Consider the following 15,122-nt stretch of genomic DNA (forward strand, 5'->3'; position numbering starts at 1 on the left):
CCGAGAGACGCCCGGTCTGCCCGCTTTGGGCATGCCGGACGTTTTGCTTTTCGGCTCAACCCGGCAGCAGCCGGGCGGCGATGGCGCGGGCGGTGGCGATCAGCCGGTCCTTTTCTTCCAGGGTGAAATCATAGGGCTCCAGTTTGCCGATGCCCAGGGTGCCGCAAAGGCGTTCGCGATCGAGCACGGGCACTGCCAGCGTGCCTTGAACCTGGGTCTGTTTCGCGCCAGGTTTCGCCACGCCGGAGGTGTCGGTTTGCAGATTGCACATTTCCACAGGCTCCTTGCGCGCTGCAGCCACGCCGGCGATGCCTTTGCCCACGGGGATGGATTGAATGATCGGCATCAGCGCTTCTGGAATGCCCTGATGGGCCACCAGTTTGAGATGGCGGTCCGCAGGATCCAGCCGGTGCAGGGTGCCGGTGGTGCAGCCGAACTCAGAGATGGTTTGAGAGAGAAAGTCAGCCCAGGAAAGATCAGTGGAGGAAAGCATGGCAGAAAGGTGGTGGCTTGGGGCGGGATTAATCGTTGTCGGGGCGGATCGGGGGCGTTATTCTGGCACCATCTTCGTTTGTCTCATGAAATCCTGCTCTGCCTTTTTTGTCCTTCTTTGGCTGACATCTGCCTCCGCGCAGCCTGCGGCCCCGGCCGCCACGCCCATCGTGGCCAAGAGTACCTATCATCCCGACAACTCACATTCTGAGACCGTCGTGGACAAGACCACCAACGAACTTACCGAGGCAACCTACAACGCCGGGGGGGCGCTCATCAGCAAGAAGCACTACCTTCTCAACGAACGCGGCCTGCCCACCCAGGGGCACATCTACGATGGTCGCGGCAATCTCGTCGCCCGCTCCCAGGTCTATTTCGACGAATATGGCCGCGCCAAGGAGATGCGTTCCTTCAACCTCAACGGCCAGTGCTATCAGCAGGTGCTTTATGAGTATGGCAACGACGGCAAGCCCAAGACTCCCAAGGTCGTCAATGTGGATCCCCGTGCCGCCCCTTCGATCAAACCGGGCATCATCGACTTCACACAGAACACCGCTCCGCCAGGTCAGGTCGTCCCGCAGCAGCAGGGGCAGCCCCAGCAGGCCCCGGCTCCTGAAGAACCGAAGAAGAAATCCTTCTTCGGCCGCCTCTTCAGCAAAAAGGAAAAGAAGTAGTGCCACGCCTGGATGGAATCTCCCGCTCCCGGCCAGCGCTGGATCAGCCAAAGCGAGCCCGAACTCGGTCTCGGCATCATCAGCAGTGTTGAAGGCAGCTTCATCGACCTGCGCTTTCCCGCTGCGGGTGAAAAGCGCCGCTACGCGCGCAACGGCGCACCGTTGCGGCGTGCCAGCTTTCAGGCCGGAGATGCCATCACCCTGCGTGATGGAACGGCGCTGCAGATCGACTCGGTCAGTTCCTGCGACGGCGCTTTGATCTACCTGTGCGGTGTTCGCAGTGTCCCCGAGTCCGATCTCGCCGACACTCTCAGTCTTGGCGGTCCACAGGAGCGCCTGCTCGCCGCCAGTGTCGATGATCTGCAGGCATTCGCGCTTCGTGCCGAAGCCGTCGAATGGCGCTGTCGCATGCAGGCCTCGCCGGTTCGTGGGTTCATCGGCGGTCGTGTCGATCCCATCCCTCATCAAATGTCCATCGCGGCGGATGTCACCGGCCGCCTCCTGCCGCGAGTGCTGCTCGCGGACGAAGTCGGTCTTGGCAAGACCATCGAAGCCGGCCTGATTCTCCATCGTCTCCACCTCGCCGGGCGCGCCTCACGCATCCTCGTTCTCGTTCCTGATGCGCTGCCACACCAGTGGTTCGTCGAGCTCCTGCGTCGCTTCAATCTCATGTTCAGCCTCTTCGATGAAGAGCGCTGTGCCGCCATCGAAGCCGGCGATCCGGAGGGCAATCCTTTCCTCGACAGCCAGCTCGTGCTGTGCCCGCTCTCGCTGCTCAGCGGTTCAGAAAAACGCGCGCAGCAGGCCGCTGATGCCGGCTGGGACCTGCTCATCGTCGATGAGGCCCATCATCTGGAGTGGGCCGTCGATGCTCCCGGTGTCGCCTATCAGGTCGTGGAAGCCATTGCCCGGCGCGTCCCCGGTGTTCTGCTTCTCACCGCCACACCGCAGCAGCTCGGTGCCGAAGGTCATTTCGCCCGCCTCCGACTGCTCGATCCCGACCGCTATGGTGACCTGAACGAATTTCTCGCGGAGTCCACACGCTACGAACAGGTGGCGCAGATGGTGGATCGCATTCTGCAGGGCGGTTCGATGAACGCTGAGGACGGCGAACTCTTCGCCAGCCACTCACCGCGCGTTCAGCAGCACGCTGCGCAGCTTGCAGCCGGAGATGAATCCGCGCGCCAGCGCCTCGTGGCGGATCTGCTCGATGAATTCGGCACCGGCCGTGTCATGTTTCGAAACACGCGCTCCGTCATCCAGGGATTTCCGCCCCGCCAATGTCATCTTCGGCGGCTCGAGCTTGAAGCCAGTTTAACACCCGAGGACACGCTCGTCCGCTGGCTCGCCGCCACGTTGCGTGAGCTGGGCGAAGCGAAGGTGCTCCTCATCTGTCGCACCCGAAAACTCGCCGAAGACATTCACGAACGGCTTCTGCGCGAGATCAACGTTCACGCGGTGCTCTTCCACGAAGGGCTCAATCTCATGCAGCGCGACCGTCACGCCGCGGCGTTTGCCGATCCTGAAGGCGCGCGCATTCTGATCTGCTCCGAGATTGGCAGCGAGGGCCGCAATTTCCAGTTCGCCCAGCATCTCGTGCTGTATGACCTGCCGAGTGATCCGGAACTGCTTGAGCAGCGCATCGGCCGCCTCGATCGCATCGGGCAGAAGGGCACGATCAACATCCACGTGCCCTTCATTGCGGGTTCCGAGGGCGAGATCCTCGCACGCTGGTATCACGAAGGCCTGGACGCCTTTGAGCACAGCCTGCAGGGCGCCACGCAGCTCCTCCACAGTTTCGCCGCGGAAATCGAAGCCCTCTGTGCAGAGTTTGATGATGCCAGACTCGACAGTCTCATCAAACGCAGCCGCAAGCTGCGCCTCGAAGTGCGCAAGAAGCTTGAGCGCGGCCACAACCGACTCCTTGAACTCAACTCATGCAAGCCACGCCTTGCCGCGCGCTTGATCGAGCGTATTCGCGATGTGGACGCCGGTCTCGACTTCGAGCGCTTCTTCATCCGCCTGCTCGATCACTTCGGCATGCACGTCGAGGAGATGACGAACCGCACGTGGTTCATTCGTCCCGACAATCTCATCACCGATGCCCTGCCGTCGCTGCCCGCTGAAGGACTCACCTTCACGTTCGACCGCGAGCGCGCCCTCTCACGCGATCACGAGGCGTTTTTGACCTGGGATCATCCGCTCGTTTGCGGTGCGCTTGATGTGCTGCTCGGTTCGCATGCGGGCAACGCGGGTTTCGCCTTCTGGAAAGCCTCCGGCGGCGAAGGTCTCGTGCTGCAAACCTGCTTCATTGCCGAGTGCATTGCGCCGCCTGCGTTGCATGCGTCACGCTTTCTGCCCGCGACGCCCGTTCGCATCGCCATTGATCATCAGGGCCGTGATCTCACCGCCGATTCCGCTTTCATCCGCGCCAAACTCACTTCGGGTGATCCCACGCGCACGGTCGAAAACGAAACCGTCCGCCACAAGCTTCTGCCCACGATGTTGGACAAAGCTCAGAAACTTGCCGAGGCGCAGTTGAAGGCTGTTCAGCAGCGCGCGATCACCGCGATGCGAAAACACCTCGATGACGAAATCGCCCGTCTTGAAGATTTGCAGTCGCGCAATCCGCATGTGCGCGCTGAAGAAATCATCGCATTGAGCGAGCAGCGTGATGCGCTGGCCTCTGCCATTGAATCAACCGCGCTGCGGCTCGACGCGGTACGTTTGGTGCTGCGGCTGAAATGAAGAAGGGGGATCATCTTGATCCCCCCTCAACGTTTCGAAATCACAAGGGATCAGGATGACCCCTCTCCTTGTTACGCCGGCACGCCGGTCAGGCCCGGTGCCAGGCCGCCTTCATCCTCGTCTTCCTGTTTGGCAGGACGTGGATCGGTGACTTTGGGAAGAGGCGGCGGCGGCGGCGGCTTGCTCCTGCTTTCCGGCGGGTTGATCAGTCGGCCGTGTTCCATGATCTCTTTGATGTGCGAACCGTCGAGGGTTTCATACTCGAGCAGCGCGTGGGCGATGGCGTCGAGCTTGTCCTTGTATTTAAGGAGGATCTCCTTGGCCTGCGCGTACGCTTCATCGATGAGGCGCTTCACCTCTTCGTCGATCTTCTGGGCGGTGTCCGGGCTGTAATTGCTGCTGCCGCGGCCCATGAAGGCGGTGCTTTCGTTCTCACCGTACTCGACCATGCCGAGCTTGGTACTCATGCCCCAGGAGCAGACCATGCTGCGGGCGATGCGGGAGGCCATGCGGATGTCTCCGCTGGCGCCGTTGGTGACGTCGCCAAACTGGATTTCCTCGGCCACGCGACCACCCATGGCGACGACGAGATCGTCGATGAGTTCGCTCTTGCGGTCGTTGTGCTTGTCCTCCTCCGGCAGCCACATGGTGGAACCAAGGGAAGGACCGCGGGGAATGATGGTGACCTTGTGCAGCGGGTCGGTGTGCTCCAGCACTTCGATGAGAATGGCATGGCCCGCTTCGTGGTAGGCCGTGTTTTCCTTCTCCTTCTCGCTGAGGGCCATGCTGCGGCGCTCGCGGCCCCAGCGCACCTTGTCACGGGCTTCTTCGAGCTCGGGATTGGTGATGGCCTTCATGTTTTTGCGTGCGGCGAGCAGCGCGGCTTCGTTGAGGAGGTTGGCCAGTTCGGCGCCGGAGAATCCAGGCGTGCCGCGGGCGATTCGGGCGAGGTCGGCGCTTTCGGCCAGCTTCACCTTTTTGGCGTGAACGCGGAGGATTTCTTCACGGCCCTTCACGTCGGGCAGATTGACGGTGACCTGACGGTCGAAACGGCCCGGGCGCAGGAGCGCAGGATCGAGCACATCGGGACGGTTCGTTGCGGCGATGATGATGATGCCTTCCTGGGTGTCGAAACCGTCCATCTCAACGAGCAGCGCGTTCAGGGTCTGCTCGCGTTCATCGTGACCGCCGCCCATGCCGTGACCGCGATGACGGCCCACGGCGTCGATTTCGTCGATGAAGATCAGGCAGGGGGCGTTCTTCTTGCCCTGCTCAAACATGTCACGCACACGGCTGGCGCCGACACCGACGAACATCTCGACGAAGTCGGAACCGCTGATGCTGAAGAACGGCACATCGGCCTCGCCGGCGATGGCCTTGGCCAGCAGGGTCTTGCCGGTGCCGGGAGGGCCGGTCATGAGAACGCCCTTGGGAATCTTCCCGCCGAGGCGCTGGAACTTCTTCGGGTCTTTGAGGAACTCGACGATTTCCTGCACCTCTTCCTTCGCCTCTTCAACGCCGGCCACGTCCTTGAACGTCACCTTGTTGCGATCCTGGGCGAGCATCTTGGCTTTGCTCTTGCCGAAGCTCATCGCACCACGACCCGCGCTACGAAGCTGCTGACGGACGAGGAAATAGAAGAAGGCGAGAATGATCAGCAGCGGCAGCAGAAAGCCGATTAGCGAGGACCACATCTCATTCTCATAAACTGGGATGAGCACGAGGTTGTGGGCATCGAGCAGCTTATGCAGTTCCTCCTTCTGAAACTCGATGTTCACCGCGACGGAGAACGGCTTGGAGTCACCTTTGCCGAAGACGGGGGATTTTCCTGTTTCGTCCTTGGAGGGTTCGGGAGAGAGAGGCTTGCCGAGATTGTCAGGCTCGTTGCCAGCCGGTTCTTCGGTCTTGCCAGCCTGCGCGGGTTTGCCGACGAGCGAGGGGAAGTAGTAGCCGCGAATGGTCTGCTCGGAGGTGGTGTCGAGATTGACGAGTTCGAGCTTCTTGTCCTTGTCGATGCGTCCGGCTTCGACTTCCGTCTTGAACTGGGCGTAATCGAAAACTTTGCGGCTGCCCGACAGCCCCTTGTTCATCATGAACCCCGAGATCAGCAGGGTGATCGCCAAGGCGAAGAGCATGAAACCGCGCCAGTTGAACTGCGGATCCTGATTGCGACGGTTGGGGCCGTCGGGGCGGTTGTTGAAGGGGTCGTCGGACATGTGCGGGGGGGTGTTACAGCTTAGTAACGCGAGTCCGAGCATACACGCCGGTAATTTTTTTGCAAAATGCGATTCCGACCAGCTCAGGCCGCCCTAAGCAGGTCTTCTTTATGGCGCAGGGGTGCAGTCCTTAGCGCCCCATGGGTACGCGTTTGAACTCGCGCGTCAGATTCGTCAGCGAATCCTCCACGCCCATGCGCTCGAGGCTGCTCGCGCCGACGAAACCGTCCGCGCTCGTCTTGCTGAGGATGTATTCGACGTCCTTCGGCGTGTTGATCGGGCCGCCATGCGTCAGTGTGAAGACATCCTTCCGCACGCTCTTCGCGGCGTCGATGATCTCCTGCGTGCGCTTCATGGTGAAATCCCAGTCCACCACGGCATTCACCACGCCGATGCTTCCACCGACGGTGGTGCCCACGTGGGCGATGATGGCATCGGCGCCTTGTTTCGCCATTTCGACGGCCTCTTCAGGCGTGGCCACATAGACGACGCTGAAAAGGTCCATGCGATGGGCGAGCCCGACCATTTCGAATTCCTTCTGCACGCTCATGCCGGTTTCTTCCAGCACCTGGCGGAAGTGGCCGTCCACGATCGTGTGGGTTGGGAAGTTGTTCACACCGGAGAAGCCCATGTCCTTCACCTTGCCCAGCCAGTGCCACATGCGGCGGCGCGGGTCGGTGGCATGCACGCCGCAGATGACAGGAATCTCCTTCACCGTGGGCAGCACTTCGTACTCGCCGATCTCCATGGCCACCGCGTTCGCATCGCCATAGGCCATGAGGCCGCAGGTGCTGCCGTGACCGCTCATGCGGAAGCGGCCGCTGTTGTAGATGATGATCAGGTCGGCGCCGCCCTTCTCGATGAACTTTGCGCTGATGCCCGTGCCGGCGCCGGCTGCGATGATGGGTTCGCCTTTCGCCAGCGTCGCCTTCAGGCGGTCAACGACTTCGAGGCGGGTGTAGGGATTTCCGATTCCGGTCCAGGGATTGGGCATGGCGTGAGGTTGGTTGACGGTGTTTTACGATAGATGACGGTGGATGACAATGGTTTGAAACCACGGTCAGTTGGCGACAACAACTGCAAACAACCGTAAACGGCCACACATGCACGCCCAAGCTGCCATCCAAGAGCTATCCGAAACCCACACGCACGGGCCGGATACGAAGTTCCGCGTGGTGCGCGCTTCGGAGAAGGACACCCGGCCGTGGATGCGTGGGGCGCCGGTGTGCGTTACGCTCGGCACGCATCGCATCGCCCATGCGGGCGTCATGACGGCACGCGCGCCCTATCGCATCGTGCGCATGCATCAGGGCGGACTGTACTTCCTGGCCTGCCTCGAGGGAGAAGGCCGTGTGCTCGTCGATGGCACCTGGAAAAAATGCGCCGCAGGCATGGCCGTGGCCCTGCCGCCCTTCATGGTGAACGCCTTTCAGGCCGTTCCTGGCAAGATCTGGCGCTGCTGCTGGGTACGTTATGAGCAGCAGCCGGAGCAGAAGCCCATCCTCAGCAGCAGTTCCCCGCTCATGGCCTCCTTTGACGGTCGCGCCCTTTGGAACGCCATTGAGGGGCTCATCGAGGAGTCAGGGAACGAAGCCAAGCCTGCCGCCATGTTTCACTGGGTCGAACTCGTCCAGCACTACATCGAGCGCTTCGCCCAGCCTTGGCAGGTCGACGACCGTCTGCATCGCATCTGGGAAAAAGTCTCCGCCAACGTCGGCTTCGACTGGACGCTCGACGAGCTCGCCCGGCAGGCGCACGTGAGCGCGGAGCACCTGCGCCGCCTCTGCCGTAAAACACTTGGTCGCACACCCATGCATCACGTCACCTGGCTGCGCATGCGCAAGGCCGCCGAGCTGCTCTCCACCACGAACCTCAAAATCGAGACCATCTCCCACGAGATCGGCTATCAGAACCCCTTCGTCTTCAGCAACACCTTCAAAAAATGGATCGGTTGGCGCCCGAGTGAACATCGATCAAGGATGGGAGGATGACTTGGAAGGGTGAGCCAGCACGGCCAGGCGTAATGATTGCAGAACGAAGGTTCCTCGATTGTGTAAGCGGCACATGACTGGAATTTTCCTCGAGTTCGGCCTGCTGTTCGTTTTGCTCGTTGCCAACGGGGTTTTTGCGATGGCCGAGATCGCGGTGGTGTCCTCCCGCAGGGCCCGTCTGCAGATGCTGGCGGACAAAGGGACCCGAGGAGCGAGGACGGCCCTTCGGCTGGTGGAAAATCCCGGGGTGTTTCTTTCCACGGTACAGGTTGGCATCACGCTTGTGGGCACGCTGGCGGGTGCGTCCAGCGGCGCAGCCATGATTGGTGACTTGACGCCGGTGCTCGCCGGAGTGGCATTTTTGCAGCCGTGGGCGGCCACGCTGGCCACCATCATTGTGGTGGGCGGCATCACGTTTCTCTCCGTGGTGATCGGTGAACTGGTGCCCAAGCGGCTGGCGATCGTTTCTCCTGAAATCGCAGCTTCGCGTCTGAGCCGGCCGATGGCAGCGCTGTCTCGCCTAGCGGGACCGGTGGTGAACCTCCTGGATGTGGTCAGTGGGCTTATCGCCCGCATGTTGGGGGCAAAACCGGGAGGCGAACCGGGCGTGTCGGAAGATGAAGTGCGGGCGTTGATTCACCAGGGCACGCTGAGCGGCGTTTTCAAACCGAGCGAGCAGCGCATGGTCGAGGGAGTGCTGGAACTGGACGACCTGGTGGCTGCTGACGTGATGACGCCGAAGAACAGCATCGTGTGGATCGATCTGGACGCGAGTGACGAGGAAAACGGCCAAAAAATTGCCGCCAGCGGCCATTCGCATTTTCCGGCACATCGCGGCATGCGGGACAACGTGCTGGGCATGATTTCGGTGAAGGCCTTGTGGGCACGCAGGCAGCAGGGAGAATTGCCGAAACTCGAGTCCATGCTGACGGAACCGGTGTTTGTGCCGGAGACGATGTCCTGCCCGCGTGTCATTGAGGAATTTCGCAAGCAGCGTCGTCACCTGGCGCTGGTGGTCGATGAGTTTGGAGGAGTGGCCGGTCTGGTGACACTCAATGACATGATGGAGGCCGTGCTCGGTTCCATGCCGGACCAGGACCAGCGTGAGCGCCCGCAGGTTCGGGAACAATCAGAAGGTGTTTGGATTGTTGATGCGCAGATGGACATCGAGGACGTGGCGGACGCCACCGGTCTGGTGCTGCCGCGGGAGGAGATCCGTGACGGTCTCTATCGTACCCTCTCCGGCTTCATCCTGCACCGCCTGGGCCATGTGCCGAAAGAGGGCGAGCGCTTTGCTTCCGGTGCTCATCAACTCGAAATCACTGACACGGACCGCCAGCGCATCGACAAAGTGACGATCCGGCGAATGGGGGGGGCGTCCATTACGTGACGAGGCGGGATCATCGAATCACGCCAGCCTTTCGATACACGTCCACGATGTCCAGAATGGTGCGTGCGAATGGAGCGGGGAGATACCAGTGCACGTTTTCATAGGTGCGCCCGGTCATCATGCCGGGCATGCCGCCGGGAGGCTGCATGTTGGGAGGAAGATTGGGGATGTTCGGGACTTGCATGGTTTTGTCCCGGAAGGCGGTCTTGATGCAGACGACACCGCCGCCCCCTCCGAGGATCTGATAAGGCACCTCTTTTCCATTGCTGCCATTGTGCGTGAGGCTGATCAGGTTGTAATAGGGCTCGCGAATGCCGTCGGGGACGGGGAACCAGCGGACATTTTTGCCGTTTTGATCCACAAACTGCACGGAGACGACTTTCCGCTCCTTGTCGATGAGCAGGAACATCTGGTTGAAAGGCTGTTCTCGGTCCAGGAAGCTTTTGAACTGAAATCCGCAAAGGGTCAGTGAGTCCGTCGGCAGGCATGAGTGAACCATGGGGCGTTCCATGAGCTTGTTGTAACCCCGGGGCAGAGTCTGGATCACTTCATCAATTGGCATACGCCAGCGGATGGCCCCCACAATGTTGCCCGGCACCGGCTCTTTCCCCCTGGCGGCATTCCCGATGGCGGCCTTGCAGTAGAACTCCAGCGACTCCAGCAGTTCGCGTTTGGCGGTGAGCGTCTGAGGCAGCCAGTTCGGTGAGAATACCATGCCTCCCGGCAGCGGCTGCGCGCCGGGGAAGCTGGATGGAGTCTCGCCCCCCGTGCGTGACGTTTTGAGCCATTGCTGGTCCGTCTGGCTCAAGGTGGAAAGACCGATCGTGTACACCTGGCCGTTCTCCAGTTTCAGGGTGACCTGATTGTTTTGGATGGAAACGAGCGACGCGCGAAGACTGCGGCCTTTGGCATCTGTGAAAGTGCGCAACGTCTCGGCCGACAAGGCGGCTGAGTGAAGCAGGAACGTGAAGGCAAGGACGAGTCTGAGGGATGATTTCATGGGAGCAAAGGGTGTCAGGGAAAGACTTCGCAAAGGCGGAGGCAGGGTTGCATCGGTTCAGCGCTTTTTTTCAGAAAGAGCCCGGGAGACGGCGGGCTCGAGGTCGCTGCCGCGCAATCCGCACGCGAGGACCTTGCCGGTGTCTGCATCAATGAGGAAGTTGTTCGGCACGGAGTGGCACTCGAAGAGTTTCAATAGCGGATGGTTCATCGCGTCGGTTCTCCTTCCACGTCGAGCACGAGACGAAAGCCGACGCCATTGGGGGCTTCCTGAGGCGGTCGCGTGTGACGATGGGATGACAGCATGGCATCCACACTGTTGCTGTTCCAAGACCCGCCGCGCTGCACCTTGTACCTTTGCTGCGGATTGAACCAGTCTTCACACCACTCCCACACGTTTCCGCCCAGGTCATAGAGGCCAAAACGGTTCGGCGGATAGGAGCCGACAGGTGAGGTCGCGGCTGCTCCGTCCTTGTAGCCGGGAAGCTCGCCTTTGAAGTGATTGAACCCCGGTTGGCCAACCATTGGGCGGAGTTCCTCGCTCCAAAAATTTCCGGAGCCAGATGGTGGCGGCCATTCTTTCTCCCATGGGTAGATACTAGGCAGTTTCTGATACTTTTGCTCGGGGATGAGGTCCGCCTGCTCCCGATCACCGATGCCCGCCGCGCAGCTCCACTCGTGGTCAGTCGGCAACCGGTAAATGGCACCGGTTGGCAGTTTGCGTTCCTGCCGTTCACGCGCGGTGAGCCATCCGGCAAAAGCCCGGGCATCCGTCCAGCTCACCATCACGGCTGGATGAGTGGGGCCTTGGGTGAATTCAGGGCTGCTCCACGTCCGCATCGTTGCCTGCACAAATGCGTTGTAATCCTGCACCCGTGTCTCCCAGATGGAGAACAACATGCGTTTTCCTCCCGTGGGCCCTCCCTTGATGGGAACCGGCACAAATTTCATCCCCAGAGTGTTCACGAACGGCTTGTCCTTGGCGGCCTTGGCCGGATCGCCGACCTCCGCCAGTCGAAGGGCCGCGTCCAGTTCCTGCGCCAGCTTCTGGCTCTCTGTGGAGAGCGTGTTAAGCGGCACGGGCGAGATTTTGCCGGCAATGTCGAGCAGCACGTTGCCGCCGGTGATGGTTTTGAAGGTGGCGTTGAGGCTGCGACCCTTGGTGTCCGTCCAAGTCGTGGGTTCGGTGGGCAGGGCCGGGGCGGCCGTGGACGATGGCAGGGTAGAAGCGGCAGCATCCGTCGCCTGTGGTTTGGTCGCCAGAGAGAGCACTACACGGAAGCCGTGGCGAATGATCCTTGCGGCTGGAGCATGGCTGCCCCTGTTGGACGATAGAAGTGCCTGTGCGGTGCCGCCGTTCCAACTGTGACCCCGCACCACCCGATGCTGCCGACTTTCATCGGTCCAGTCCTCACACATCTCATAGACATTCCCCGCCAGATCGAAAAGACCGAGTTTGTTTGGCTTGAAACTCATGACGGGAGCGGTTCCCGCCCAGCTGTCCGAATAACCTTCGATGAATGATGCCAACGTCTCCAGTGGAAACACCTGTTTCGCGGTGGCATCGGAAAAATTGCCCGAACCCTGAGGCGGAGGCCACTCGGTCCCCCAAGGATAGACCCCAGATCCCAACTGCATGAGTTGCAGTTCCACGGGAGTCTTCCCGGCAGGTTCGTTAGCCGCGATGCCGACGGCCGTGCTCCACTCGCGGTCTGTGGGCAGGCGATAGCTGAAGCCTTCCTTTTTTCCCAGCCAGTCACAGAATGCTTTCGCATCATCCCAGCTCACATTGCACACGGGATGATCGTCACCTGAACTGACCGGAATGCCGCGCAAGTCCGGGTTCTTCCAAGATGCATCCACGGCGGCATTGCCCGCGGCATAAGCGGCATAGTCCGCCTTTCGTGTCTCATGAATGCAGAAGAGCACTTCAGTGTCGGGCACGGGCACAAACTGCATGCCGAGAGAGTTCACGAAGGGCTTGTCCTTGGTGGCACTGACAAGTTCAGCTTTGGCCGTGACGGCTGTTGTTGGCCTGGGCGGCGTTGATTTGCTACCCCTGCTGCCGGAGTCCATCACGACGCGGAAGCCATCAGCGGCGCTTCGGCTCTGGAGAGGGCGGGAAACACGCGAGGCGCTGCGCAAGTAGTTGCCGTTGTCCAACCCTCCGTCGCGGTAGCATCCGCCTCGCAGCACGTGGGTCTGCTTGGACGCGTCATACCAATCTGAGCACCACTCCCAGACGTTGCCGGCGAGATCATAAACGCCGAGTGCGTTGGGCGGGAAACTCATGACGGGCGCCAGTCCGCCAAAGCCGTCGTGATACCCGGGAATGGCCTTCGTATTGAGCAACTCAGCAGCGCTGGCGTCGCTGAAGTTGCCGCTTTTGGGCGGCGGAGGCCAGCTCGTTCCCCATGGATACTCTCCGTGCAATCGGGCCACGAGAGCGGAGGGAGGCGTGCCTGGGTCCTCTTTGTCACCAATGCCGACGGCCCAACTCCATTCACGGTCGGTAGGCAGGCGGTACTCGCGCCCGTCCTTTTTCGATAGCCAGGCACAAAATGCCTGAGCTTGATCCCAGGTCAGGTTGCACACCGGATGCAGATCAGTGGAACCAACGTCAATTCCGTCATGTTGAACACCTGTCATCGTGCTCTTGACGGAGGGGTTTGCACCCAGATAGGCCGTGTAATCCTTCCGGCGCGTCTCATGAATGCACATGAGAATCGTGGTGCCTGGAACGGGTACAAACTTCATGCCTAGCGAGTTCACGAAAGGCTGATCCTTTGTCGCCTGGTCGGGATCGGCAGTAGATGGCCCAGCTGTTACCTCCGTCGTGACCGGCGCGGCATCAGGCGTTCTCAACAGTTTCCCATTCCCGGTGACCTCACGCACGGAGATTTCGTGAAACACCGTCTTGCTCCACCAGATGCCGATGCCGAGGGCGCGGGAGTTTGGCATGACGTGGGCGGGATCCGCACTCAGGTCGCTGTAATCGGTCTTCCACTCGACCAGCATCTCCCCGTCCACATAGCCGGTCACACGGTCGCGACGCACCTCGACGAGGGACTCGTAGCGCCGGTTCAGCTCGCGCCGGGTCGGGAGCTTCACACCGGCGCCGCTTTGCATCATCGGCTTGCCCTTGATCATGTTGAAGCCCGCCCATTTCTCCGGCTGACCACTGGCGGTGCCCCAGGTGAACTGGCGGCCGGCGGCGCTGAGAATCTGGGAGATCTCGGCATTGCCGTCCAAGGTTGTATAAGAGACTCGGAAATCATACTCCTCTGGCGGTTCATAGGGGAGTTGGAGCACCTGGGCGCCTTTGCCATCCGGGAACCGCTCGCCTTGCAGTCCGTCGGCGATTCGCGACCACTTTCCGGACACGGTGCCGGCTTTTGGATCGACAAGTGCGAGGAGATCCCTCCACTCTCCCGCATCGGCTGGCAGTCCCACCGGTGAAACGGTTTGCCCACGATTCAGGTTCAGGAAGTAGAAGACGGCAGCACCCGTCACAGCAAGAAGGACCACCGCGACAAGGCCGCTGCTGGAGGATTTTGTCCGTGGTGCAGGCCGGGGCAGACTGACCGGTGGACGATATGGCTGGCCGGGTGAGCGTTGAGAACGCACTTGAGTGGGCAGCGCGGCGGGAGCTTTCTCGTCCGTGGCTTCCACCTTCACCACCGGCTGGGTGAGGATCGCGTCCAGATCTCGCCGCATGTCCAGCACTTTGGGATAGCGCACCTCGCGATCTTCCCGCAGCGCTCTGCCGATGATCCCATCATAGCGGGGATCAAGACCAGGAATTTGCAGGGAGGGCAGCTCAAACAGGCCCTGCGGCAGCTTGCCGGTGAGCATCTGGTAGAGCATGACGCCCACGGCATAGATGTCCGCACGATGATCGACTCCCGCACCGAGCATGAGCGCTTCCGGGGCCATGTAGTGCAGCGTCCCCATCGCCATCCCGCTTTGAGTGAGGCCGAGCGTCTCCCCGGTGTTGGTGCTGAATTTCGCCAGACCAAAGTCAGCCACCTTCACCACCCCGTCATCTCTGAGCATGATGTTCGCCGGCTTGATGTCGCGGTGGATGATGCCGCGCTCATGCGCGTAGGCGAGCGCATCGCACACGTGCGCGGTGATCGCCATCGCGTGCTCGGAGTGCAAGCGGCCCTGCCGGGCGATCATGGCGCCCACGTCCGTGCCCTCGACAAACTCCATCACGATGTAGAGCAGGCCGCCGGCTGCTTCGCCAAAATCATAGACCGCGACGATTCCGGGATGCGAGAGCTTCGCCATGGCGCGGGCTTCGTTCTTGAACCGCTCGATAAAGCTGGCATCCACCCCGGCGAGATGACTGGAGAGGATTTTGATGGCGACAGGTCTGTCCAGCGAGATCTGCCGCCCCTTGTAAACTGCGCCCATGCCGCCGCGCCCGAGCATGCGCTCGATCTCATACTGTGGCAGAAGATCGGCCAGATGTTTCGGTGTTGGTGGCTCCCATGGGGATGATGGAGTCGCGCCCGGAGCGCCTTCCAACGCGCCGCGAATCAGATCGCTGGCAGGGTTTCCAAAGAGCGGGTCGTCGGCAGGAGCGGATTCTGGCATGCTTCAAAAA

Annotated in this window: 10 protein-coding genes; 4 read left to right on the forward strand and 6 right to left on the reverse strand. The window is 61.1% G+C overall.

Annotation, left to right across the window (positions count from 1 at the left end; genetic code table 11):
• Positions 1–55: 55 nt before the first annotated feature.
• Positions 56–493, reverse strand: coding sequence for a GAF domain-containing protein (locus KDL09_RS12565; RefSeq protein ID WP_294385453.1), 438 nt, complete (start codon positions 491–493; stop codon positions 56–58).
• Between the two features lie 85 nt (positions 494–578).
• Between KDL09_RS12565 and KDL09_RS12570 the strand changes: the two genes are divergently transcribed.
• Both KDL09_RS12570 and KDL09_RS12575 read left to right on the forward strand, forming a co-directional pair.
• Positions 579–1,166, forward strand: coding sequence for a hypothetical protein (locus tag KDL09_RS12570; protein WP_294385456.1), 588 nt, complete (start codon positions 579–581; stop codon positions 1,164–1,166).
• Positions 1,167–1,178: 12 nt separating this feature from the next.
• Positions 1,179–3,914 carry a helicase-related protein gene (locus KDL09_RS12575; RefSeq protein WP_294385458.1) on the forward strand — a complete coding sequence of 912 codons (2,736 nt, stop codon included), beginning with the start codon at positions 1,179–1,181 and terminating at the stop codon, positions 3,912–3,914.
• Positions 3,915–3,985: 71 nt separating this feature from the next.
• Here KDL09_RS12575 and ftsH read toward each other — a convergent pair whose 3' ends face one another.
• Both ftsH and KDL09_RS12585 read right to left on the reverse strand, forming a co-directional pair.
• The gene (gene ftsH, locus KDL09_RS12580; protein WP_294385460.1) at positions 3,986–6,130 is read right to left on the reverse strand and encodes an ATP-dependent zinc metalloprotease FtsH; all 2,145 of its coding nucleotides are present in this window, start codon (positions 6,128–6,130) and stop codon (positions 3,986–3,988) included.
• 130 nt (positions 6,131–6,260) lie between these two features.
• Positions 6,261–7,124, reverse strand: a complete 864-nt coding sequence (locus tag KDL09_RS12585; RefSeq protein WP_294385462.1) for a phosphoenolpyruvate hydrolase family protein — start codon at positions 7,122–7,124, stop codon at positions 6,261–6,263.
• A 109-nt stretch (positions 7,125–7,233) separates the two neighbouring features.
• Between KDL09_RS12585 and KDL09_RS12590 the strand changes: the two genes are divergently transcribed.
• Positions 7,234–8,121: a helix-turn-helix transcriptional regulator gene (locus tag KDL09_RS12590; RefSeq protein WP_294385464.1), complete on the forward strand. Its 888-nt coding sequence runs from the start codon at positions 7,234–7,236 to the stop codon at positions 8,119–8,121.
• Between the two features lie 73 nt (positions 8,122–8,194).
• Positions 8,195–9,511 carry a hemolysin family protein gene (locus tag KDL09_RS12595; protein ID WP_294385466.1) on the forward strand — a complete coding sequence of 439 codons (1,317 nt, stop codon included), beginning with the start codon at positions 8,195–8,197 and terminating at the stop codon, positions 9,509–9,511.
• Positions 9,512–9,521: 10 nt separating this feature from the next.
• On the opposite strand, the gene KDL09_RS12600 is transcribed toward KDL09_RS12595, so the two are convergent.
• Genes KDL09_RS12600 through KDL09_RS12610 form a run of 3 tightly spaced genes read right to left on the reverse strand, consistent with a single transcriptional unit; the run spans position 9,522 to position 15,112 of the window.
• The gene (locus tag KDL09_RS12600) at positions 9,522–10,511 is read right to left on the reverse strand and encodes a hypothetical protein (protein WP_294385471.1); all 990 of its coding nucleotides are present in this window, start codon (positions 10,509–10,511) and stop codon (positions 9,522–9,524) included.
• Between the two features lie 57 nt (positions 10,512–10,568).
• Positions 10,569–10,721, reverse strand: a complete 153-nt coding sequence (locus KDL09_RS12605) for a hypothetical protein (RefSeq protein WP_294385474.1) — start codon at positions 10,719–10,721, stop codon at positions 10,569–10,571.
• Entirely contained in the window at positions 10,718–15,112 is a 4,395-nt protein-coding gene (locus KDL09_RS12610; RefSeq protein WP_294385477.1) for a bifunctional serine/threonine-protein kinase/formylglycine-generating enzyme family protein, read from the reverse strand. Before KDL09_RS12610 ends, KDL09_RS12605 begins: the two co-directional genes overlap by 4 nt.
• Between the last annotated feature and the right edge of the window lie 10 nt (positions 15,113–15,122).

The sequence above is a fragment of the Prosthecobacter sp. genome (assembly GCF_020439865.1).
In the GTDB taxonomy this organism is placed as follows: domain Bacteria; phylum Verrucomicrobiota; class Verrucomicrobiia; order Verrucomicrobiales; family Verrucomicrobiaceae; genus Prosthecobacter.